The organism is Pseudomonas sp. Irchel s3f10, from assembly GCF_900187515.1.
In the GTDB taxonomy this organism is placed as follows: Bacteria; Pseudomonadota; Gammaproteobacteria; order Pseudomonadales; family Pseudomonadaceae; genus Aquipseudomonas; species Aquipseudomonas tensinigenes.
On sequence record NZ_FYDZ01000021.1, the window covers coordinates 58095 to 82055 of the forward strand.

Here is a 23961-nt window from a genome sequence, read left to right on the forward strand (position 1 = left end):
CTCGCGATGGCCGTTACGCCATTTTCACGCCAGGCGTCAGGGCCGATGGCAACACCAGGCTCGGTGTTTCCAGCGACGCCACCGGGTACGCGCAGTAATCCGCTGCGTAATAGGCACTGGCGCGATGGTTGCCCGAAGCACCGACACCGCCGAACGGCGCGCTGCTCGCAGCACCGGTCAGCTGTTTGTTCCAGTTGACGATGCCGGCGCGGCTTTCCAGCCAGAACTGCTGATAGCGCGCTTCGGAATCCGACAACAGACCAGCGGCCAGACCATAAGCCGTGTCATTCGCCTCAGCGATCGCTGCTTCGAAATCGGTGTAGCGGATTACTTGCAGCAACGGGCCGAACAGTTCTTCGTCCGGACGATCGGCCACCGCCGTCACGTCAACAATGCCCGGCGTCAGCAACGCAGCTTGTGCCTGTGGCTGAGTCATCTCCAGCAATGACACTGCGCCATTGGCCAGCAGATGTGCTTGAGCATCCATCAGCGCTTTCGCGGCGCCGAGGGAAATTACCGAGCCCATGAATGGGGCTGGTTGTTGATCGAACGCGCCGACTTCAATGCTCGCGCTGACTTCAACCAGACGCTTGAGCAGGCTGTCGCCCCACGCGCCTTGCGGCACCAACAAACGGCGTGCACAGGTGCAACGCTGGCCAGCAGAGATGAACGCCGACTGAATGATCGTGTAGACCGCCGCATCCAGATCTGCGACCTGATCGACCACCAGCGGGTTATTACCGCCCATTTCCAGCGCCAGAATTTTGTCCGGACGACCGGCAAATTGCTGGTGCAGGTGATTGCCGGTGCGGCTCGAACCGGTGAAGAACAAACCATCGATGCCAGGGTTCGCCGCCAGCGCGATGCCGGTTTCGCGAGCGCCTTGCAGCAGGTTCAGCACGCCGGCCGGCAGACCGGCTTCGATCCAGCACTTGACCGTCAGTTCGGCGACTTTCGGAGTCAGCTCGCTTGGCTTGAACAGCACGCTGTTACCCGCCAGCAGCGCCGGAACGATGTGGCCGTTCGGCAGGTGGCCGGGGAAGTTGTAAGGACCGAACACCGCAACCACACCGTGCGGCTTATGGCGCAACACGGCGGTGGCATCGCCCAACGGGCCGCTCTTCTCGCCGGTACGTTCACGGTAGCTCTGCACCGAGATGGCAATCTTGTTGACCATGCTGGTGACTTCGGTCGCGGATTCCCACAACGGTTTGCCGGTCTCTTCACCAATGGTGCGAGCCAGTTCGTCAGCGTGGTTTTTCAGCGACGCGGCGAAAGCCTCAAGCACGCTGATGCGCTCATCCAGCGAACGACGTGCCCACTCCGGAAACGCCTGACGCGCAGCCTGCACAGCCGATTCAACCTGAGCAGTGGTCGCGCCCTCCCCCGACCACAGCACTTGCTGGGTCACCGGGTTCAGCGATTGAAAAGCTTCGCCCTGACCGGCCAGCCACTCACCTGCGATGTATAGCGAATTCATTATTTCGACTCCCGTGCAGCGGACAACGCCACGGCGCGCACTTGATCGCCAGCGTTGAGTTGAAGACGTTTGGCGGTCTGCGGATCGACCACCAGGGTGCCGGCAGCGAGACGCGCCGGCGCAGCGGTGATGCGGCAGTCTTCGCGCTTGCGGTTATGGATGATGAACGGCGTCGCGTCATCGCCCGGCGTGCCGACGGCCAGCACCAGCGCTTCACTGTCACGCACTGCGCGGATCTTGCCGGTTTCGCATTCGATGGCAGGACCTGCGTCGAAGATGTCGACGTAACCCTGATAGCTGAAACCTTCGCCCTTGAGCATCGCCAGGGCTGGCTCAGTGTCCGGGTGAACCTGACCGATGACACTGCGCGCGCCTTCGGAGAGGAAGCAGGTGTACAGCGGAAATTTCGGCATCAGTTCAGCGATGAACGCCTTGTTGCCGACACCGGTGAGGTAATCGGCCTGACTGAATTCCATTTTGAAGAAGTGCCGACCGAGGCTTTCCCAGAACGGCGAACGGCCGGCGTCATCGGAGACACCGCGCATTTCGGCGATGATCTTGTTGCCGAACAATTCAGGGAATTCAGCGATGAACAGCATCCGCGCCTTCGACAGCATGCGACCGTTCAGACCGCTGCGGTAATCGGCGTGCAGGAACAGCGAGCACAATTCGGAATTACCGGTCAGGTCGTTGGCCAGAAACAGCGTCGGAATCTCGCGATAGATGTTCAGCTCTTGCGAAGCGCTGACAGTGAGGCCGACACGGAAGTTGTACCAAGGCTCACGCATGCCAACCGCGCCAGCAATGGCGGAAATCCCCACCACGCGACCGTCGTCGTCTTCGAGCACGAACAGGTAGTCCGCATCACCACGGCCAGCTTCACCGCGAAAAGTCTTCTCGGCCCAGCCGACCCGATGGGCCAGACGTTCTTCGTTGGCCGGCAATGTGGTCAGGCCGGTGCCGGTGCTGCGGGCCAAGTCGATCAGAGCGGCTAAATCGCTGCTGCGTACGGGACGAACAATCATGCTATCTCCTCAAACGGGCCGCTTTCGCCACCCGTGAAACTCGCTAAGGCGTTAAACCGCCACCAGGCGCACGCTGGCACCTTCACCGACGCCCAGGGCTTCGGCCGCTTCCAGATCCAGAGTCACCGGTTTACCCGGCGCGTAATCCAGTTCCAGCAGCACCGCGCGGTAATCCTGCAACTGCGCGTTGGCCACCAGATACTGGCGTCCGGCACCTTTCACCGGCTCGCCGATCTTCACCGGCACCACACGGCTTTGGGCGATCGAACGGATCCCCGAAACACGCGCATGCAGGGTCGGACCACCGTCGAAAATGTCGATGTAGTGATCGGTCTCGAAGCCTTCGCGCATCAGGATGTCGAAGGTGATCTGCGCACGCGGGTGCACCTGGCCCATCGCCTCTTGGGCGGAATCCGGCAGCAACGGCACGTAGATCGGGTAATGCGGCATCAATTCGGCGAGGAAAGTACGGCTTTTCAGCCCGCACAGGCGCTCGGCTTCGGCGTAATTGAGGTCGAAGAAGTTGCGACCGATCGCATCCCAGAATGGCGAGTCGCCGTTCTCGTCGCTGTAACCGACGATCTCGGTCACTACCGAATCGGCAAAACGCTCCGGGTGGCTGGCGACGAACAGCAGACGGCCACGGGAATTGAGTTCCGACCACGGCGAACCGACCAGCTCGCGCTGCACGTAGAAACTGGTCAACAAACTGTTGCCGGTCAGATCGTGGCACTGCGAGAGCACGTGGATCTTGTTGTGGATCTTCAGCTCGCGGGAGGCGTGGACGAAGGTCTCGTTGCGGAAGCTGTAGAACGGCTCCGAATAACCGGCCGAAGCGACGATGGCCGAGCAACCGACCAGCTTGCCAGTGGTGGAATCTTCGAGGACGAAGAAATAACTCTCTTCACCGTTGAAGCTCACTTCGGCGGCAAACGAAGCTTCGCTCGCGGCAATCTTGTCGCTCAGACGTTCCACGTCATCCGGCAAGGAAGTGACACCAATCGGGCTGTCCGCAGCCAGACGCTGTACCTCGCCCAGATCAGCCATTTGCGCGGGGCGCATCACCAGCATGGTGTCACTCCTTTTCTCTTATCAATTCACAGAAGAAATAACCGGGCCTACATGGAGATCAATGTAGGAGTGAGCCTGCTCGCGATTGCGGTCTGTCAGAAACCAATGAGTCGACTGACACACCGCAATCGCGAGCAGGCTCACTCCTACAGTTGATCTGGTCCGGCATAAAATTTTGATCGACGCCTGAAAAACTCCAGGCGCCGAAGGGTCTATCAGGCTTGCGTCAGTGCGGCGGCAGCGCGTTCGAAGCGGTCGAGACCGGCATCGATATCAGCGTCTTCCACCACCAGGCTCGGGGCAAAACGGATCACGTCCGGACCGGCTTGCAGAATCATCAGGCCTTCTTTTTCAGCGGCGTTGAAGATGTCTTTGGCCTTGCCTTTCCAGGCTTCGCTCAATACACAACCGATCAGCAGACCGAGGCCACGCACCTGGGTGAACAGGCCGTATTTCTCGCCAATCTGCTCAAGGCGCGCTTTGAATTTGTCGTGCTTGGCGTTCACGCCGTTCAACACTTCAGGGGTGTTGATTACGTCGATCACCGCTTCAGCGACCGCGCACGCCAGCGGGTTGCCGCCGTAAGTGGTGCCGTGAGTGCCGACAACCAGATGTTTGGCCAGCGCTTCGGTGGTCAGCATTGCCGCGATCGGGAAACCACCACCCAGGCTCTTGGCGCTGGTGAGGATGTCCGGGGTCACGCCGTAATGCTGGTAAGCGAACAGCTTGCCGCTGCGGCCCATGCCGGTCTGCACTTCGTCGAACACCAGCAGCGCGTTGTTCGCGTCGCACAGTTCGCGGGCACCTTGCAGGTAAGCCAGTTCGGCCGGCAGCACGCCGCCCTCGCCCTGGATCGGTTCCAGCACGACCGCACAGGTCTTGTCGGAAACGGCGGCTTTCAGCGCTGCCAGGTCGTTGTAAGGCACGTGGGTGATGCCGGTGATTTTCGGGCCGAAACCGTCGGAGTACTTCGACTGACCACCGACGTTAACGGTGAACAGGGTACGACCGTGGAAGCTGTTGAGCGCGGCGATGATTTCGTACTTCTCGGTGCCAAAACGGTCGAACGCCACACGACGGGCCAGCTTGAACGCGGCCTCGTTGGCTTCAGCGCCCGAGTTGCAGAAGAACACGCGCTCGGCGAACGTGGCGTCGATCAGCTTGTGCGCCAGGCGCAGCGCTGGTTCGTTGGTGAACACGTTGGACACGTGCCACAGCTTGTTCGCTTGCTCGGTCAATGCACCGACCAGCGCCGGATGCGCGTGGCCCAATACGTTGACGGCGATGCCGCCGGCGAAGTCGATCAGCTCACGGCCGGCCTGATCCCAGACGCGGGAACCGGCGCCACGCACCGGAATGAAAGCGGCAGGCGCGTAGTTGGGAACCATTACCTGGTCGAAATCGGCGCGTTGTACCGCAGCGTGCTCAACGGACATCGGAGTCTCCTGATGAGGGCCACCCGCCTGAAACTGGCGAGCGATGGGGGGATTGTAAGGACAGTTTTCTGCCCGGCCTTGTCGCCAAGCGACAACTTCTTATAGCGCAAACCCCGGATTTTCACGGGTTTACGGCAATGCGACATATAGCGTCGCAAAGGCGCAGTTTAAACTGGCGCTGCCGATTTGCGGCAGGTCGGGAAGGATATCAACTCAATGCCCTTTCACCGGTATAAATATGTACCGCACTCGCTGTGCGTTGCTCTGTTTTGCTTGGCACTTTCCACCGCCAAGGATTGGCCCGATGTACCCGACCGCAGAGCAGCACACCGCCCCCCGCCAAATCGTCGACTCCCGACAGCCCGATGCTCATTACCTGCATCTCAAAGACAGCCTGCCCGAATGGCTGGGCAACGCCTCGCCAACCCGACGCAACGCCCTCAAGAACACACTTCCGGTGATGCCGCTGAAACTGCAAGGGCTGCCGGTCGCTCAGCATCAGGCGCTTAAAGCCCTCAATGCCGCCCACTGGTCGGCACAAAACGCTGTCGACCAACGGCTGGCCCATTTGCAGGATGCCCGAGCCTTCGCCGAGCCATTGCTCAAAGCCGCGCTCAAGGCCCAGTTCAATCTGGATCTGGATGTCAGAACCACATTCCTGCACCTGTACATCCCGGTGACCACTCCGGTGTTTTCGATCAGGACCGGCGCCCGTACCTGGAAAGTGTCGTTGCTGGACGCTGCTTTGCATAACTTCGAGGAAAAGGAAACCGTGGACGATGCCTACGAGGCCGACTCCACCTACATCACCTTCCCCACCCGGAATGGCCGCCCCCTCCTTGAGGAGGGCGTCGACTCGGCGCTCCCCGCTCAACCCTCGCTGAGTGACGCATTCGACACCCTGCCCTGGATCAAGCAACAGATGAGCATCCCGGCGTTCACCCGGCTCTGTCGCACGCTGGATATCGGCGCGCAATACATGACCTATCTGGAAGAAAACCTCGGAATCAGCGACGGGCAAACCGCCGCGGCCTTGCGCCAGCAAGTCGACAAAAGCCAGCAGGCCGGACTGAAAGCCGCCCTGCAATTTGCGCGCATGAGCGGCGACATCAGTGACAGCTGGTTTCGCACGATCAGCGCACTGGCCGATGGCATCCCGCATATGCGGATCAACGGCCATTCCGTGTTATGCCACAGCCTGACGATGATGGCCGCGCCGCTGGCCGACATTGTGCTTTTTGCGCCGCCAACCTATGAGCCGCGAAGTGCGGCCCGAGTGGTGGTCTATGTGCCGAACGACCCTGAGCACCCGATCAAGGAGTACGCCTCATCGGCAGCCTTTGAAGTCGAGCTGACCCGCCACTTGCGCTCCGCCGACTACCAGAACTTCTTCAGTCGTTTCATCAACCATGAACAGCGCGGCTTTTTCTTCTCCAGCCTGAACACGCGGCTGAGCCGGGTCACATGGCACCCACCGCAAGCCGGCAGTTCTGAAGCGCCCTGGCGAGACGAACCGTTGGACAAACCGAAACTTCAATTGAACCCGACACCGATCAGCGGCGAATTATGGGAACACCTTTATCAAGGCAAGTTGAACAAGATCCTTAACGACGCCGCAGTCATTGCCGTCGCCACCGCTGCGGTGGATTCAAAAGCGCGCTGGGCGCTATGGGATTCGTTCGTCGGCATCGCTTCGGCCGTTATACAGACCGCTGCGTTCATCATTGCGCCGTTCGTGCCGTATCTGGGAGAACTGATGATGGCGTACATGGCCTATCAGTTTCTCGACGAAGTGTTCGAAGGCATCGTCGAATGGGCACACGGCCAAAACACGGAAGCGGCGGAACATCTGTTCGGTTGCCTGGAGTCGGCGGTCCAGCTCGGCGCATTTGCCGTCGGTGGCGGCATTGCCGTGAGCGAGTTTCGCAACGTGTTGCCCAAAGAGATTGTCGCCTTCATCGACCGTTTCAAACCGGTGAAGATGCCCGACGGCCAAACCCGCTACTGGGCACCGGATCTGGCCCGCTACGAACAGAAAACCGCACCTGACCACTCATCCACGCCGAATGGACTCGGGTTGCATCAGCATCAAGGAAAGCAACTGCTGTCACTGGATGAAGCTCATTTTGCCGTGACCGAAGGCCAGATTCCCGGTCAGTATCGAATTGACCATCCCACCCGCCCCGATGCCTACAAACCGCTACTTCGCCATAACGGCGACGGCGCGTGGCATACCGAGCTCGAACAGCCGCTGGAGTGGGATCCGCCTACGGCATTGCGACGAATCGGCCACACGGTCGAAGCGTTCACTCCCGCTCAACGCGAGCGCATCCTTCAGGTCAGCGGCTTTGACCATGACGCCCTGCGCCTGATGCATGTCGATCAGACGCCGTTGCCGCCATTGTTGGCCGACAGCATTACACGCTTCAGGATCGACCAGGATCTTCAACTGTTTATCGAACAGATGGCCAGCGAACTGCCTGAACAGCAACGTGCCGCCGACCCGCTGACGCAGTTGCAACTGCTCAGCGAATACGGTCGCTGGCCTGCCGGCAAACGCCTGCGCCTGACCGATCAGCAAGGTCTCGTCATTTGGCAGTCTGCAACCGACGAGACCTTGCCACTGACCGATATTCACCTGAACAATCTGCGCGACGGCGACGTTCTCAAAACGCTGCTGCAAACGCTCAACGAACAGGATGCCAAAGCGTTATCGGGCGAAACATTCGCCGGGCCGGATCTGTCGCTGGAGGTGCGCACCCGCAATTTGCGCCGGCAACTGCTGCAAGTCGCCAAAGCACAGCGCGGGGTGTTGTTCGATGCTCGCTACCAGGCCATCGAAACGCCCGAAGACCCATTGATCACCTGCATCACGCAACATCAATCGACACTGCCCCTGCCCGTCACCCAGGAACTGCTCAACAGCGCCACCGGCGATGAGCTGCTGCAGATCAGCGAAGGTCAGTTGCCACAGCGTCAGCAAGACCTGATCCAGATCGCCACTGCCCAAGTACGCATCACGCGTGCTTATGAAGGACTGGAGCTGGATTCGACGAGCAATCCGGACACCGACACGCTGGTCCTGCACAGCCTCCGGAACTTGCCCGGCTGGAGCGGTGACGTGCGCCTCGAGATCCGCGATGAGCACTACGCAGGCAAACTGCTCGACAGCACCGGGCGTGTCGATGCCCCGTCGCAAAAAGTCCTGGTCAGGCAGACCGATGGCCGCTACCAGCCGTTCGATGACCGCGGCCAGCAATTGCACGCGGTCGCGGATATTTACTCGAGCATCCTCTACGCCCTGCCGGACACTGAACGCCAGGCGCTGAACCTGCAGATTGACCAGGCGCCACAATTGAAAAGTGCAATACGTGCCCGACCGCTGGATCGCGCGAATCTGCGCGTGGCGATTTCTTTGCCCCCCGCGCCAGAGACACAGCTGGAAACCCTGCGCCTGGTGGGACGCGGCGGTCATCAGCCAACGTTTGGTCTGCCTGAAGCCTATCTGCCGCCCGGCGGCCTCGCAGAACCCGCTCCGCTGGAACCTGTTCAGGTGATCTATCGCGGCTACACCGCCCAGGAGGCCGAGGACTTTGCGCTCAGTTTCAACCAGGATCCGGTCGCCATCAGAAACGAACTGGCGCGCCTGAGAGGCGAACTCGGCCAGCTTCAAGATGATCTGCGTCTGTGGGAGCAGCAGGTGCCGGCGAACAACCCCGCCACCGGCCTTCCTTTGACGGCGATTGAACGGCGAGCGGCAAGGCAAAGCCGAACGAATCTGAGGATCGACCTCGAACGCTGCTGGCGCAGAGAGTTACGCAGCTCTGCCGGTTACATCCTGCAGATCAGGGACCCGATCATTGGCGATCTGCCGGTGCTGAACGCCGATTTCAGCCATGTCATCTTGCTGAGCATCAATGGCAGCGCCCGCACCGGTGCCGTCGACGGGTTTCTGCAGCGATTCCCGCGGCTGATGTATCTGGACATCCAGAACCTGAACGTGCCGAACCTGCCGCCCGCCATCAGCACGATGTCGAGCCTGCGAAACCTGACCGTGCGTAACTGCGGCATAGCGCTGCCGGCCGACAGCCGCTCGCTGTTTTCGCCGCTGTCCGAACTGCAGGTGCTGGACCTGCAGGGTAACCGACTGGGCGCCACGCCCGATGTGCACGCCATACCTTCACTGCGCTACATCAATCTCGACAACACGAACATCACCACGCTGCCGGACGGTCTGCTCAATCATCCACGACTGGCTACCGGCAGGTTCGACGGCAATCGGATCGTCGACATTCCCGAGGCTTATTTCGAGCTGTCTGCGGTGTTGAGCGATGGCTTCAGCTTTGCCAACAATCCCTTGTCTGCCGTCAGCCGCGAGCGGGCGAAAATCTACTACCAGCGAACCTCAAAACACTTCGGCATCTTGCCGGAACGAGCCGATTTGAATCGGGCCATGAACCTCTTTCCCGTACTCGACACCGAGCGCGCCACTGAACTGCTCTATCGATTGCCCGGAACACTGGTTGACGGCCGCGCCCGGCTCGCCCGCTGGGAAACCGAACTCCACCAGATGCAAAACGACCTCGCGCAATGGACCAATAACGTTCCTGACGTTCACCCCGAAACCGGCCTGGCGTTGACCATGAGCGAGCGGGTAAATGAGCGCCTGGCCCGACAAGGATTCAGCATCAAACTGGAACAGTTCTGGCGCGAAAGATCTCCGGCAGCCCCGAGCCTGCGCAACAGTCGCCTGCAAGCGAGCGTCGAGTTCATCGGCGATATGCCGGTGCTCGAAGCAGACTTCGCTCACGTTGGCGAATTGTTGCTCGATGGCAACAAGAACGTTTCGGCCCTGCGGCCCTTTCTGCAACGTTTCCAGAATCTGACCCAGCTGGAACTGAGTTTTTTTGACCTGGAATCCGGCACATTGTCATCCATCGATGCGCAGCAACTGGTCACATTGCGGCTGAAGGATTGCGGGGTGGTGAACACCCCGCAAAATCAGGCAGCGCTGACCGCCATGAACCAGTTGCAGACACTCGAATTGCGCGGTAACCCCCTCGGAACCTTTTTTGATCTGAATCTGCTGCCCTCGCTCAAATATCTGGACGTCTCCGATACAGGCCTGCGCGAGCTTCCACCCGGCATCGCCGACCATCCCCGCCTGAGATCGGCACTGTTCAGCGAGAACAACATCAGCGAAATGCCCGACGCCCTGTTCGATCTCCCGGCCGACCGCAGCGACGGCATTGATCTGGCCGATAATCCGCAACTCTCGCTCGCCACCCGCGAACGAATAAAAACCTACTACCGCCGAACCGGGCAGGATTTCGACGTACTCGCGGATCCTGCAGACATCACCCTGGCGCGCGAACTGTTCCCGGCGCTCGACACCGTCGAGGCCAGTGAAGTGATCTATGACCTGCCCGGCAACCTGGCAGACGGCAGGACTCAGCTCTACACCTGGAAAACAGAGCTGGAAGGGCTCAAACGCGACCTTCGCGCATGGGCCCTTCAGGTACCGCAACACGATCCCGTGACCGGTGCGGCGATCGATGCCATCGAGATGTACAACAACTACACGGCACGATCGGAATTCGCTCAACGACTGCAGAATTTCTGGCAGAGCCGATCGAGCACATCGAGCATGCGCGAGGATCATTTCTTCGCCAACCTGGCCTTCAGCGGAAACATGCCACGGCTGACGGCGGACTTCAGCCATGTGTCAACGCTGAATCTGATAGGCACGCCAGCCATTGGTGAGATCGCCTCCTTCATTGACCGGTTTCCCAACCTGCACGTTCTGGAAATGCGCAACTTCGCACTGGGGCATGTCCCGGCCAACCTTGCGCGCCTGTCAGAGCTCAGGGAGCTGACACTGTCCAGTTGCGGTATCACCTTCACGCCTGAAGGGCAGACGTTGCTGCAATCGTTGAGTGAACTTGAACGGCTGAATCTGAGCCATAACACGCTGGTGCAGATTCCCGATCTGGCGGGGCTGCCGATGCTCAATGATATTCGCTTGATCAACACCGGCCTGGCCAACGTGCCCAATGGCCTGGCCACTCACTCGAACCTGCGCACTGCGCTGCTCAACGACAACGCGATCACGGATCTGCCGGAATCCTTTTTCACGATGGACATCGATCTGGCTGACGGCATCAATCTGGCCAAAAACCCGTTGTCCACCGCTACGCGTGATCGCATCAAGGCGCACTACGCGGCCATTGGTTACGACTTCGGCGTACTTCCCGATCTCGCCGACATCACCACCGCACAGCAATTGTTTCCTGACCTGGACATCGAAGATATCACTCATGTGATCTATGAATTGCCCGGAACACTGGCAGACGGCAGCGCTCAACTGGCCCACTGGGAGATGGAAATCACGCAGATGGTCAGCGACCTTGCCGAATGGTCCGACCGTGCTCCGGCAGGCCCTTTGGGGTTGAACATGATCGCAGCTGACCGAGCCACGCAACGGTTTGAGCGCCGAGCGTTCAGTCGGCAACTGGAACACTTCTGGCGTAGTCGACAAAACAGCAAAACAGAACTCAGGCTCAATGCGTTCGACGCCAATCTGCGGGTGATCGGCGATCTGCCGACGCTGGCGGCCGACTTCAGCCATGTCACCCAACTAACCTTGCAGGGCAACGAAGCGCTGTCCGGCACCGAGGGGTTCCTGAGCTGCTTTAGCGGACTTGAGGCACTGGAAATGCGCGGTTTTGCCTTGGGTCAAGTACCCCTGGCCCTGTCTCGTATGCCCAAACTGAAAACACTGGTATTGAGCAACTGTGGCGTTGCTCTGGAAGAAGCCGGGCAAGCTGCGTTGTCCTCGCTGTCCCGACTGACCATGCTGGATATGTACAACAACCCACTGGGCGACACCCCTGACGTTTCTGCATTGAAAGCACTGACGTTCATCGACCTCTCCAGAACCGGGATCGAGCAGATTCCCCCCGGCCTGCTCGAATTGCCGGTACTGGAAACCGCGATCCTTCATCAAAACCGCATCAGCGTGCTGCCAGAGGCACTTTTTCAGCTGTCCCCGGACGCCAGCAATGGTTTTGACTTGAATCAGAACCCACTGTCGCCGGCCATGCGCGAGCGGATAAAAACCCACTGGCAAGCACAGGGCATTAATTTTGGCGTTTCCGTCCCGCAGGAAAACAGCCTGTTGGCCCGCGAGCTGTATCCGCATCTGACCGATTCGCGGCTCGACGAAATGGTTTACAGCCTGCCCGGCACACTGGCCGACGGGCACCTTGAACTGATACGCCGACGCGGCGAGCTGACGTCCCTGATCAGTGATCTCGAAACCTGGACCACACAGACTCCAGTCGATCCCGTCAGCAATGCCCCGCTGCCCCCCGAAACCTTGCTGCAGGAGCGCGAACGCCGGGAACAATTCAAGACAAGCCTGGAGTATTGCTGGCGCCGAATCGTCACCGCGGGTCAAAGCGAAATCAGTTTCACCTCGAACCTGCCGATCATCGGTGAGCTGCCGACGCTGTCCGCTGACTTCAGCCACATACTTGCACTGAACCTGACGAGCAGCAGCTTCACATCGCCTCGTCTAGGTCGATTCCTCGAGCGTTTTGCCAACCTGCACGCACTTGCCATAGAAGGCTACCAACTGGGGGACATTCCCTACGCGGTTGCAGCCATGGAAAACCTGACGGAACTGAGCCTGATCGACTGCCATGTCACCCTTACCGAGGACACCGCGAATGCATTGCGCAACATGATCAATCTCAATCGACTCAACTTGAGGAACAACACGCTGGGCCGAGTCCCCGACCTCAGTCAGATGACGGCACTGGCCAGACTGGATCTGAACAACACGGGACTGACAGACATACCGCCGGGTTTATTCAGTAGCGCGCGCCTTGATAATGCCAACCTGGGCAACAACGGCATCAGCGAATTGCCCATCGAAATCATGGACGCCGACACTACCGATTTCGACTTCAACGGCAATCCGCTATCCCCGACCAGTCAGCAAACCCTCAATGTTTACCACAGCAGAAGGGCTGCGCGATTGGCGCTGACGCGAAGAACCCGACAGGAATTCGACGCGTTCGAAGACGACTCGTTTTCCAGTGGCGCCGAAGCCAGGCCGTACATCGACTCTTCTGGAAGCTCCGCTGACCTGGTCGTCGACTAAGGGTTAGCCGCGCTCAGGCGGCACCGACGACAATTCGAACGGGCTGCTGCTGCGCCGCTGGTTGCGATCTTCCCGCGGCGTGGCACCGAAGAAATTGCGGTAGGCGCTGGAGAAATGCGGCCCCGAAGAGAAGCCACAAGACAGGCCGATCTGGATGATCGACTTGCTGGTCTGCATCAACATCTGCCGGGCCTTGTTCAGGCGCAGTTCCAGGTAGTACTGGCTCGGCACACGGTTGAGGTATTGCTTGAAGATCCGTTCCAACTGACGACGGGACACGCACACGTGTTGGGCGATTTCGTCGGTGGTCAGCGGTTCTTCGATATTGGCTTCCATCAGCAACACCGCCTGGGTGAGCTTCGGATGACTGGAACCGAGACGGTTCTGCAACGGGATGCGCTGACGCTCGCCGCCCTCGCGGATGCGCTCAACGACCAGCTCTTCCGAGACCGCGCCGGCCAGTTCTGCACCGTGATCGCGAGCCAGCACCGCCAGCAACAGATCGAGCACGGACATGCCGCCACACGCGGTCAGGCGATCGCGATCCCAGTCGAACAGATGGCTGGTGGCGATGACTTTCGGGAAGCGTTCGGCGAAATCGTCCTGCCAGCGCCAGTGCACGGCGGCGCGGTAACCGTCGAGCAAACCGAGTTGCGCCAACGGATAAACACCTGCGGACAGACCACCGATGACCGTACCTGCGCGTACCAGTTGCTTGAGCGCACTGCTGAGTGCCGGCGCCAGTGTGGTCGGCGGTTCGTCAGCGAGCAGGAACAGTTTCTGGAAGTTTTCGAGCTTGCCCGCCCATGCCTCGCCGGGCAATTGCCAGGCGCCTTCGGCCGGAGGCTCGGCTTGCAGGAACGACAGTTCGTAAACCACGTCCGGGTGCACCCGCTGAGCAACACGCAAGGCTTCCTCCGCCAGCGCCAGCGTCAACGCTTTAGTGCTGGGCCAAATCAGGAAACCAATTCGATGGGCAGTCATGGGCGGGCAATCCGAAACGAGGAACAGTGATGAAGGCATGGGCCAATGCTAGCCCGTAAATGAACACAAATCATAAGTCCGGCGCAGATCACCTGTAGGAGCTGTCGAGTGAAACGAGGCTGCGATCTTTTGATCTTAAAAGCAAAGTCAAAAGATCGCAGCCTGCGGCAGCTCCTACAGGGGATGTTGGTCAGTCTCTAGGTCGCGAAGCATGACCTAATCTGGTGCATAACGGCAGCGATTACTTGAGGCTGCCCGAGAGGAATTGTTGCAAACGTTCCGATTGCGGATTAACCAGCACTTCACGCGGGTTGCCGCTTTCTTCCACCACACCTTTGTGCAGGAACACCAACTGGTTCGACACTTCACGGGCAAAGCCCATTTCGTGGGTTACCACAACCATGGTGCGACCTTCCTGAGCCAGTGCTTGCATCACCTTCAACACGTCGCCAACCAATTCAGGGTCGAGCGCCGAGGTCGGTTCGTCGAACAGCATTACCTCAGGTTCCATCGCCAGCGCACGGGCAATCGCCACACGCTGCTGCTCGCCACCGGACATGTGCCCCGGGAACGCGTCTTTACGATGGGCCACGCCGACCTTGTTCAGGTAGTACTCGGCTTTTTCGCGCGCTTCGTACTTGGGTACGCCGAGCACGTGAACCGGCGCTTCCATGATGTTTTCAATCGCGGTCATGTGCGACCACAGGTTGAAATGCTGGAACACCATCGACAGGCGCGAACGCATGCGTTGCAGCTGCTTCGGATCAGCGGCTTTCAGCGCGCCGTCCTTGTTCGCCACCAGTTTCAGCTCTTCGTTATTGAGCAGAATCTTGCCCGCGTGCGGCTGCTCGAGCAGGTTGATGCAGCGCAGGAAAGTACTTTTGCCGGAGCCACTGGAGCCGATGATGCTGATCACATCGCCGGCTGCCGCTTTCAGGGACACGCCCTTGAGCACTTCGTGACTGCCATAGCGTTTATGCAGGTCTTGGACTTCAAGTTTGTACATGCGGTCGGTTCTCACAAAAACAGTCAGTCAGTCGTTGAGCAAGCGCCCGTGACGCAGCGCTTCGCGCCCCGCCACCTTGGCCAGCCAGAAACCGGGTTGGGCATAACGCAGCCGTTCAATGGCAAACAGCACCCCGGAGGTACCAGCACACACCGTGCTGAGCCAATCGGACAGAGGATCAATCACTTCAAAAATCTCGTCGCCCGCCTCGACCCATTCGCCGGGCTTGCGCAGAAAACTCACCACGCCCGGATGCGGCGCGAACAGCAACTCGGTGCCTTCGAACGGCATGCCTTCACAGGCTTCGTGTGCAGGGTTTGGCCACTCGCCGGTGATCAAACCTTGCTCGGCGAGGAAGGCGAGAATGCCTTCAGCATACGCCTCGGCTTCGGCGCGACCAGTGTCGGCCTGACCGCCCAGCTCAATGGTCGTCGCCAGACACGCCAGCGGAATCTGCGCATCGGGGAACTGCCGCGACAGACGCAGCCACGGCAGCGAGCAGGCTTCATCGAACGAACTGCCGCCGGAATCTTCCGCGAGCAATCCGACCTTCACATGCAGGTGCGCAGCCAGCGAACGCCACTGCGGCCAGTGCTGCGGCAACGCGTACATGTGCAGCGCGGCCTCGGCATCGCAATGCAGATCGAGCACCACATCGGCCGTGCAGGCATGGCTGAGCAACACGCGCTGCATGCCTTGCAACTGGCTGCTCGCTTCCGGCAATGCGGCCAGATGATCAGCCATGGCTTGACGAATCAGGCGCACATTGGCGTGCGGATCATCTCCGAGACGGTCGGTCAAAGCCGCCGCAACCGGCGCGCTCAACTCAACGAAATCACGGTTGAAGTTCTTGCCGCTACCGGCCTCGAAACGGCCCTGGTGATTGCCTTGCAGCAACTGCCCAAGACCCAACGGGTTGGCGACCGGCACCAGCTCGATGACACCGTTGAGCAAGCCTTTGGCTTCGAGTTCGCCGAGGCGCTTTTTCAGCTCCCAGGCGGTGCGCATGCCCGGCAATTCGTCAGCGTGCAGGCTGGCCTGAATGTAGGCCTTGCGCTCGCCATGCCCGAAGCGGAACACGGAAATCTTGCGCTCGCTGCCCAGATGGCTCCACGGCAATACGTGGTCAATGCGTTGCATATCAGTGCTTCCGCGGGGCCAGGTAGCTCAACCAGCGACGCTCAGCCAGTTTGAACAGCTTGACCAGAATGAACGTCAGGCACAGGTAGAACACGCCGGCGGTGATGTACGCCTCGAACGGCAGATAGAACTGCGCGTTGACCGTGCGCGCCGCACCGGTGATATCGATCAAGGTGACGATGGAGGCCAGACTGGTGGTCTGCAGCATCATGATCACTTCGTTGCTGTACTGCGGCAGCGCCCGGCGCAGGGCCGATGGAAGCAGGATGCGTTTGTACAGTTTGAAGCGCGACATGCCCATGGCTTTCGCCGCTTCGATCTCACCGTTCGGCGTGGCCTTGAGGCTGCCGGCAATGATCTCAGCGGTGTAGGCGCTGGTGTTGACGGCGAAGGCCAGGCACGCGCAGAACGTTGCGCTGGACAGCCACGGCCACAGGAAGCTTTCGCGGACCGCTTCAAACTGCGCCAGACCGTAGTAGATCAGGAACAGTTGCACCAGCATCGGCGTGCCACGGATCACGTAGGTGTAAAGCCACGCGGCGCCGTTGACGACCGGGTTCTTCGAGACGCGCATCAGCCCCAGCGGCAGGGCCGCGAGCAGACCGAAAAACAGCGACAGCGCGAGCAGTTTGAGGGTGGTCAGCAGGCCGCCGAGGTACAGCGGCATGGCCTCCCAAATGACGTTGTAGTCGAAGATCATAGATCAGCCGCCCTTACGCCTACCGAGTAGCGCTTCTCAAGTTGACGCAGGATCAGCAACGAAACACTGGTGATCACCAGGTACATCGCCGCCACTGCGAGGAAGAAGGTGAAAGGCTCACGAGTGGCATCCGCCGCCTGCTTGGCCTTGAACATCATGTCTTGCAGACCGACCACGGAAATCAGCGCGGTCGCCTTGGTGAGTACCAGCCAGTTGTTGGTGAAGCCCGGAATCGCCAGGCGAATCATCTGCGGCACCATCACCCGGAAGAACACCTGAAAACTGCTCATGCCGTACGCCATGCCGGCTTCGGCCTGACCTTTTGGAATGGCCATGAACGCGCCACGGAAAGTTTCCGACAAGTACGCACCGAAGATGAAACCGAGGGTGCCGATACCGGCGGCCAGCGGATTCAGATCGATGTAGTCGTCATAGCCGAGCATCGGTGCGACGCGGTTGAGCAAGTCCTGACCGCCGTAGAAGATCAGCAGGATCAGCACCAGATCGGGAATCCCGCGGATCACCGTGGAATACAGATCGCCCAGCCAGGCCAGCCAGCGCACCGGCGACAGGCGCAACGCGACACCGATCAGCCCGAGAACGATGGCCAGAGCCATGGACGACAAGGCGAGCTGAAGCGTCAGCCATGCGCCATCGAGGATGACAGCCCCGTAGCCTTTCAACATGATTCAGGTCCTCGAAAGTTGGGATGAAAAAATGGCGCAAACCGCAGAGATCCTGTTGCTTGCGCCATTTCGGACTTGTCGCAGAGACGTATTACTTGCCGTAAATATCGAAGGCGAAGTACTTGTCCTGGATTGCCTTGTACTTGCCGTTTTCGCGGATGGCCGCGATGGCAGCGTTGATCTTGTCTTTCAGGGCGTCGCCCTTGCGCACTGCGATGCCTACGCCGTCGCCGAAGTATTTGACGTCGGTGAACTGTGGACCGACGAAAGCGAAGCCTTTGCCGGAATCGGTGTTGAGGAAGCCATCTTGCAGCAGGGTGGCGTCAGCCACGGTGCCGTCGAGGCGACCGGCGGCCACGTCGAGGTAGATTTCGTTCTGCGAGCCGTACGGCTTGATCTCGGCACCCAGCGGCGCGAGGACTTCGCGGGCGAAACGCTCGTGGATCGAGCCACGTTGTACGCCGATGTTCTTGCCCTTCAGCTCAGCCAGACCTTCGCTGACCTGAGTACCGGCCTTCATCACCAGACGTGCCGGGGTGTTGTAGTACTTGTTGGTGAAGTCGACCGACTTCTTGCGATCTTCAGTGATCGACATGGACGACAGGATCGCGTCGATCTTGCGCACTTTCAGCGCCGGGATCAGACCGTCGAACTCTTGCTCGACCCACACACACTTGACCTGCATCTGCTCGCACAGAGCGTTGCCGATGTCGTAGTCGAAACCGACGATGCTGCCATCCGGTGCTTTCGAGGCGAACGGAGGGTAAGCCGCTTCGATACCGATCTTCAGAGGTTTTTCGTCAGCGAAGGCGTTCATCGACAGCACGGACAGTGCCAGGGCGCCAAGCAGCACAAGTTTCTTCATCTTGGGACTCCATCGGTAAAGGGCAAAAACGGCAGAGTGAGCGACAGCCCAATATGCGAATGGGTGAATCGGGAAATCGGTTGCTGCATCGGTGGGAAATTTCCGATTGAAACCGTCAGAGATTTCAACCTCGGCCACGATGAGCGAGTGATCGGCATTCTAACGACAGGCCCGAAGCCGATATTTCTTCAATGCGACAACTAATTACAGATGCACAGAGAAAGCGACTTTGGCACATTGACAGCCCTGCAATTTCATGCAGGAGCGAAAGACAGTGAACCGATCCATGTTGCAAATTGCGGGCCTATTATTCGCAAACCCTTCTAATCCGGCAAGCGCAGCGTGGTGTCTTATTTTTCACCGGGGGTTTAGAGGCTCTAAAACGGGGCAATGCGTTTCCCTTCGCCCCGCTCCGGGGCGGGCGGTTACACATCCGGTTACGTGAAAGGCGGCGGGTAACAGCGGGAAATGTCTTACAGGGGAGATCGATAATTATTGGTTGGGTGCGTTGGTGGTCTGACAATGGACTGCGATGGCGTCTGACAGATTGCTATCGCGAGCAGGCTCACTCCTACAGTTGATCGCGTTTCTTCAGGTGGAATGCGATCCCTGTGGGAGCGAGCCTGCTCGCGAAGAGGCCAGCCCAGTCACCACAAAACCTCCAGACACAAAAAAGCCCCGCCCGGCATACACCGGACAGGGCTTTCTTCTTTTCAGACCTGCTACTTAAGCAACATTCATGGTCTTATGCGTATCAATCAAATGCTGCACCACACCCGGATCCGCCAGGGTCGAGATATCCCCCAACCCGTCATATTCCGCCGTGGCAATCTTGCGCAGAATCCGGCGCATGATCTTGCCCGAACGGGTCTTCGGCAGCCCCGGTGCCCACTGAATCACGTCCGGTGAAGCAATCGGCCCGATCTCCTTGCGCACCCAGTTCTTCAGCTCCAGACGTAGTTGCTCGGTCGGCTCCTCGCCATTCTTCAAGGTGACATAGACATAAATGCCCTGCCCCTTGATGTCATGCGGAACCCCAACCACCGCTGCCTCAGCAACTTTCGGATGCGCAACCATCGCACTCTCGATCTCGGCCGTGCCCATACGGTGGCCGGACACGTTGAGCACGTCATCGACACGCCCGGTGATCCAGTAGTAACCATCGGCATCACGGCGCGCGCCGTCACCGGTGAAATACATGCCACGGAACGTCTTGAAGTAGGTATCAACGAAACGATCGTGATCGCCATACAGCGTGCGCGCCTGACCTGGCCACGAATCGAGAATCACCAGATTGCCTTCAGCCTCGCCCTCGATGATGTTACCGAGGTTGTCGACCAGCGCCGGCACCACACCAAAGAACGGACGTGCCGCCGAACCCGGCTTCAGCGCGTGCGCACCCGGCAACGGGCTCATCATGTTGCCGCCGGTTTCGGTCTGCCACCAGGTATCGACGATCGGGCAACGCGACTTGCCGACATTCTTGTAGTACCAGTCCCAGGCTTCCGGGTTGATCGGCTCACCGACCGAACCGAGCAGACGCAAGCTGCTGCCATCGGCGCCTTCAACCGCGGCCTGACCCGAGGCCATCATCGCGCGAATCGCGGTCGGTGCGGTGTAGAGGATGTTGACCTTGTGCTTGTCGACGATCTTCGCCACCCGGGTGATGTCCGGATAGTTCGGCACGCCTTCGAACAGCAGCGTGGTCGCGCCATTGGCCAGCGGGCCGTAGACAATATAGCTGTGGCCGGTGACCCAGCCGACGTCGGCGGTGCACCAGTAGACTTCGCCCGGACGGTAGTCAAACACGCGCTCGTGGGTCATCGCCGCATACAGCAGATAACCGCCGGTGGTGTGTTGCACGCCCTTCGGCTTGCCGGTCGAACCGGAGGTATAAAGGATGAACAGCGCTTCTTCCGCGCCCATCTCTTTCGGCGCGCAGACAGTGCCCGCCACTTTCATCAGGTCTTCGTACCAGATGTCGCGATGCTGGTTCCACTTGATGTCGCCACCGGTGCGCTTGCAGACGATGACTTTCTGGATGCTGCTGGTTTCCGGGTTGGTCAGCGCGTCGTCGACGTTGGCCTTGAGGGAAATCTTCTTGCCGGCGCGAATGCCTTCGTCAGCGGTGATCACCACTTTCGATTTGCAGTCGATGATGCGACCGGCCAGGGCTTCCGGCGAGAAACCGCCGAACACCACCGAGTGAATCGCGCCGATCCGGGTGCAGGCCAGCATGGCGACCACGGCTTCGGGAATCATCGGCATATAAATGGTCACCACGTCGCCGCGGTGCACGTCCTGACCGCGCAGGGCGTTGGCCAGTTTGCACACTTGCTCGTGCAGTTCGCGGTAGGTGATGTTGCGGCTCTCGGAAGGATCGTCGCCTTCCCAGATGATCGCGACTTGATCGCCGCGCTCGGCCAGATGACGGTCGAGGCAGTTGTAGGAAACGTTCAGGGTGCCGTCGGCAAACCACTTGATGTCGACATGGTGATCGTCGAACGACGTCTGTTTCACGGTGGTGAAAGGCTTGATCCAGTCGAGACGCTTGGCTTGCTCGCGCCAGAAGCCGTCAGGGTTGACGACCGACTGCTGGTACATGGCTTTGTAGGTCGCCTCGTCAGTCAGCGTGTTAGCCAGAACCTCGGGACGAACGGGATACAGAGAAGCCGCACTCATCTTTCCTACCTCGGTGTAATAGTTGTTTTTGTATGACCCTGTTGTAACGGGGCGGGGGCCATAGAACCATTCGACGATGGTAGTAACAAGCCCTCGCCCACCCACGAGGGCCCGTGTAGGAGCTGCCGAAGGCTGCGATCTTTTGACTTTGATCTTTAGGTGCAAGATCAAAAGATCGCAGCCTTCGGCAGCTCCTACAGGGGATTGAGGTGGTTTCTGGGGGATTGTTACCAAATCTGCCAAAGGTGTTTATCAAAACCCGCTCTGTTTACCCCCGCCCCATCTCCCTAAAATCCACCTCGCCAACAAGGCAAACGCGATTAACAACGATACAGCCCCCACGAAGGCCGTTAATCCAGCTCTCCAAGTAATAACTGCAAACGATGAAGTTACACACGCAACCCCATAAAGGTTGCGTGACCCCACTCGACCTCAAAAAGGTAAATCTGAAATGAAAGCTTTATTGGTTCTGGCCCTCAGCAGTCTGTGCGCAACCGCCATGGCAGATGAAGTCCCGACTGATGTCGCACAGCAACAACCGGTGATCGAGGAATACACTTACTCCACCCATCTGGACATCGCCAACGTTGTATCGATGAGTGAAATTCCGAACGTCTGCGAAGTAGTACCGGCAAAAATGGAGTACGACGACTCCAAAGGTCAGCGCCACATCCTGCGTTACAGCGTCATGGGCAACGGCTGCACCAATTGATGATTCGAGACTGCACCGAATTGGATCTCTCAGCGCTTCATTGAGGGTCGATTCCAGCCCGACTTCGGTCGGGCTCAGTTGTGTTTTAAACCGTCAGAAATGCTTGCAAAACACTAGATGTAGTGAAAAACCGGTTTTTTTGTTCGTTTTTTGAGCAAATTCACAATGGCGAGATTTTTACGAAAAAAAATCTATCCCCGGCAAAGCCCTGTAAACCCTCACTCTCGTCGAAAAACCACCCTCCTCGACCGCTCCATGCGCGGATTCGCCTCAGCACAGCCGTGTTTTTTTCCCTATAATGCCGCCCCATACGGGTCAGCAATATTCCCTTACAGGGAGCAAAAGCCATTCTGAAGCCCCGCAGCAGCGTTCAACGCTGATTGCGCCCATCAGAGGCTCTCGGAACCCGTCAAAATTTCTGTTTATTTGCCTGCGTGCATCGCTGCAAAAAACGACATCCAACGCGGTCTGTACGACCGTGTGAAAAACCAACCAATCAGGTTTCACACGGGCACAGGCCCTCACGCAGGAGACGACACGTCATGCTGAGCTGGGACGAATTCGACAAAGAAGACAGTGAAGTAGCAACCGTGAAAGGCGCCAACGCCGGCCACGCTACTGAAGCCAACATGGACCGCCTCGACAACGCTGGCGGTGCCGCCGCGATCGAAGCTCGCGCCGTGACCGCCGACGACTCGGCCGCTGTCGCCCGCGCCAAGGCTGCACTGAACTCCCTCGACGTCGCCGAAGGCCTCGCCGAACTCGAAGGCGCCTCCGCCCGTGTCGCCGTTGACGAAAAGCGCATGATCAACTGCCGCGCCGACCTCAACCAACTCGTGCCATTCAAGTACGACTGGGCCTGGCAGAAATATCTGGACGGTTGCGCAAACCACTGGATGCCGCAAGAAGTCAACATGACCGCCGACATCGCCCTCTGGAAAGACCCGGAAGGCCTGACCGACGACGAGCGCCGCATCGTCATGCGCAACCTCGGCTTCTTCTCCACCGCCGACTCCCTGGTTGCCAACAACCTGGTCCTGGCCGTGTATCGCCTGATTACCAACCCGGAATGCCGCCAGTACATCCTGCGCCAGGCTTTCGAAGAAGCGATCCACACCCACGCTTACCAGTACTGCATCGAATCGCTGGCCATGGATGAAGGCGAGATCTTCAACATGTACCACGAGATCCCATCGGTCGCGAAAAAAGCAGCCTGGGGCCTGAAGTACACCCGTTCGATCTCCGATCCGAAGTTCGAAACCGGCACCCCGGACACCGACAAAGAACTGCTGCGCAACCTGATCGCCTACTACTGCGTTCTGGAAGGCATCTTCTTCTACTGCGGCTTCACCCAAATCCTCTCCATGGGCCGCCGCAACAAAATGACCGGCGTCGCCGAGCAGTTCCAATACATCCTGCGCGACGAATCCATGCACCTGAACTTCGGCATCGACGTGATCAACCAGATCAAAATCGAAAACCCGCATTTGTGGGATGCTGAGATGAAGGAAGAAGCGACCCAGATGATTCTGCAGGGTACGCAGCTGGAGATCGAATACGCACGTGACACTATGCCTCGCGGCGTACTGGGCATGAACGCGGCGATGATGGAGGACTACCTGAAGTTCATCGCTAACCGTCGTTTGTCGCAGATTGGTTTGAAAGAGGAATATCCAGGGACGACTAACCCGTTCCCTTGGATGAGCGAGATTATGGACTTGAAGAAAGAGAAGAATTTCTTTGAGACGAGAGTTATTGAGTATCAGACTGGTGGTGCTCTTAGCTGGGACTGATCGTTTAGTACCGCTCAAAATAATTAATCCGTGAAACGCTGTCATTGATCGTGAAACGGACGCACCAAAAAAGGGCTGCCAAATGGCTAATGCCAGTCAGTTAAGCTGACTGGCATTTTTATTTTTGATCGGATACTTCGGCGATTTCAGCCGAATCGCCCGAGGATAAACGCGCTCCTCACGTCGATGCGGCAGAACGTAGTGCGGCGCTGAA

14 protein-coding genes are annotated in these 23961 nt (G+C 58.9%); 3 read left to right on the plus strand and 11 right to left on the minus strand.

Going from position 1 to position 23961, the window contains the following annotated elements:
- Positions 1–13: 13 nt before the first annotated feature.
- From astD to CKW17_RS27820, 4 genes are all read right to left on the minus strand, one after another.
- Positions 14–1483 carry a succinylglutamate-semialdehyde dehydrogenase gene (gene astD / locus CKW17_RS27805; protein ID WP_176470132.1) on the minus strand — a complete coding sequence of 490 codons (1470 nt, stop codon included), beginning with the start codon at positions 1481–1483 and terminating at the stop codon, positions 14–16.
- Complete coding sequence (gene astA / locus CKW17_RS27810) at positions 1480–2505, minus strand: arginine N-succinyltransferase (RefSeq protein WP_008077921.1); 1026 nt, start codon at positions 2503–2505, stop codon at positions 1480–1482. The genes astD and astA overlap by 4 nt, the downstream gene beginning before the upstream one ends.
- A gap of 51 nt (positions 2506–2556) precedes the next feature.
- Positions 2557–3576, minus strand: a complete 1020-nt coding sequence (gene aruF / locus CKW17_RS27815; protein WP_007919353.1) for an arginine/ornithine succinyltransferase subunit alpha — start codon at positions 3574–3576, stop codon at positions 2557–2559.
- A 215-nt stretch (positions 3577–3791) separates the two neighbouring features.
- Complete coding sequence (locus tag CKW17_RS27820; RefSeq protein WP_053122869.1) at positions 3792–5012, minus strand: aspartate aminotransferase family protein; 1221 nt, start codon at positions 5010–5012, stop codon at positions 3792–3794.
- 304 nt (positions 5013–5316) lie between these two features.
- Here CKW17_RS27820 and CKW17_RS27825 point away from each other — a divergent pair, with 304 nt between their 5' ends.
- Positions 5317–13179 (plus strand): dermonecrotic toxin domain-containing protein, encoded by a 7863-nt coding sequence (locus CKW17_RS27825; protein ID WP_095123089.1) that lies wholly within the window; start codon positions 5317–5319, stop codon positions 13177–13179.
- Between the two features lie 3 nt (positions 13180–13182).
- Here CKW17_RS27825 and argR read toward each other — a convergent pair whose 3' ends face one another.
- The 7 genes from argR to acs form a co-directional block, all read right to left on the minus strand.
- Positions 13183–14163 (minus strand): transcriptional regulator ArgR, encoded by a 981-nt coding sequence (argR, locus tag CKW17_RS27830; protein ID WP_007912706.1) that lies wholly within the window; start codon positions 14161–14163, stop codon positions 13183–13185.
- A gap of 241 nt (positions 14164–14404) precedes the next feature.
- Positions 14405–15169 (minus strand): ABC transporter ATP-binding protein, encoded by a 765-nt coding sequence (locus tag CKW17_RS27835; protein WP_007912705.1) that lies wholly within the window; start codon positions 15167–15169, stop codon positions 14405–14407.
- Positions 15170–15196: 27 nt separating this feature from the next.
- Complete coding sequence (locus tag CKW17_RS27840) at positions 15197–16309, minus strand: M14 family metallopeptidase (protein ID WP_095123091.1); 1113 nt, start codon at positions 16307–16309, stop codon at positions 15197–15199.
- A 1-nt stretch (position 16310) separates the two neighbouring features.
- Positions 16311–17009, minus strand: coding sequence for an ABC transporter permease (locus tag CKW17_RS27845; protein WP_007912703.1), 699 nt, complete (start codon positions 17007–17009; stop codon positions 16311–16313).
- Positions 17006–17695: an ABC transporter permease gene (locus CKW17_RS27850; RefSeq protein WP_007912702.1), complete on the minus strand. Its 690-nt coding sequence runs from the start codon at positions 17693–17695 to the stop codon at positions 17006–17008. Before CKW17_RS27850 ends, CKW17_RS27845 begins: the two co-directional genes overlap by 4 nt.
- 91 nt (positions 17696–17786) lie before the next feature.
- Positions 17787–18560 (minus strand): ABC transporter substrate-binding protein, encoded by a 774-nt coding sequence (locus CKW17_RS27855; protein WP_095123092.1) that lies wholly within the window; start codon positions 18558–18560, stop codon positions 17787–17789.
- A 726-nt stretch (positions 18561–19286) separates the two neighbouring features.
- Complete coding sequence (gene acs / locus CKW17_RS27860; RefSeq protein WP_007912698.1) at positions 19287–21242, minus strand: acetate--CoA ligase; 1956 nt, start codon at positions 21240–21242, stop codon at positions 19287–19289.
- Positions 21243–21693: 451 nt separating this feature from the next.
- On the opposite strand from acs, the gene CKW17_RS27865 reads away from it, so the two are divergent.
- Complete coding sequence (locus CKW17_RS27865) at positions 21694–21954, plus strand: DUF2790 domain-containing protein (protein ID WP_008084846.1); 261 nt, start codon at positions 21694–21696, stop codon at positions 21952–21954.
- 542 nt (positions 21955–22496) lie between these two features.
- Positions 22497–23747 carry a ribonucleotide-diphosphate reductase subunit beta gene (locus CKW17_RS27870; protein WP_008084848.1) on the plus strand — a complete coding sequence of 417 codons (1251 nt, stop codon included), beginning with the start codon at positions 22497–22499 and terminating at the stop codon, positions 23745–23747.
- Positions 23748–23961 lie beyond the last annotated feature (214 nt).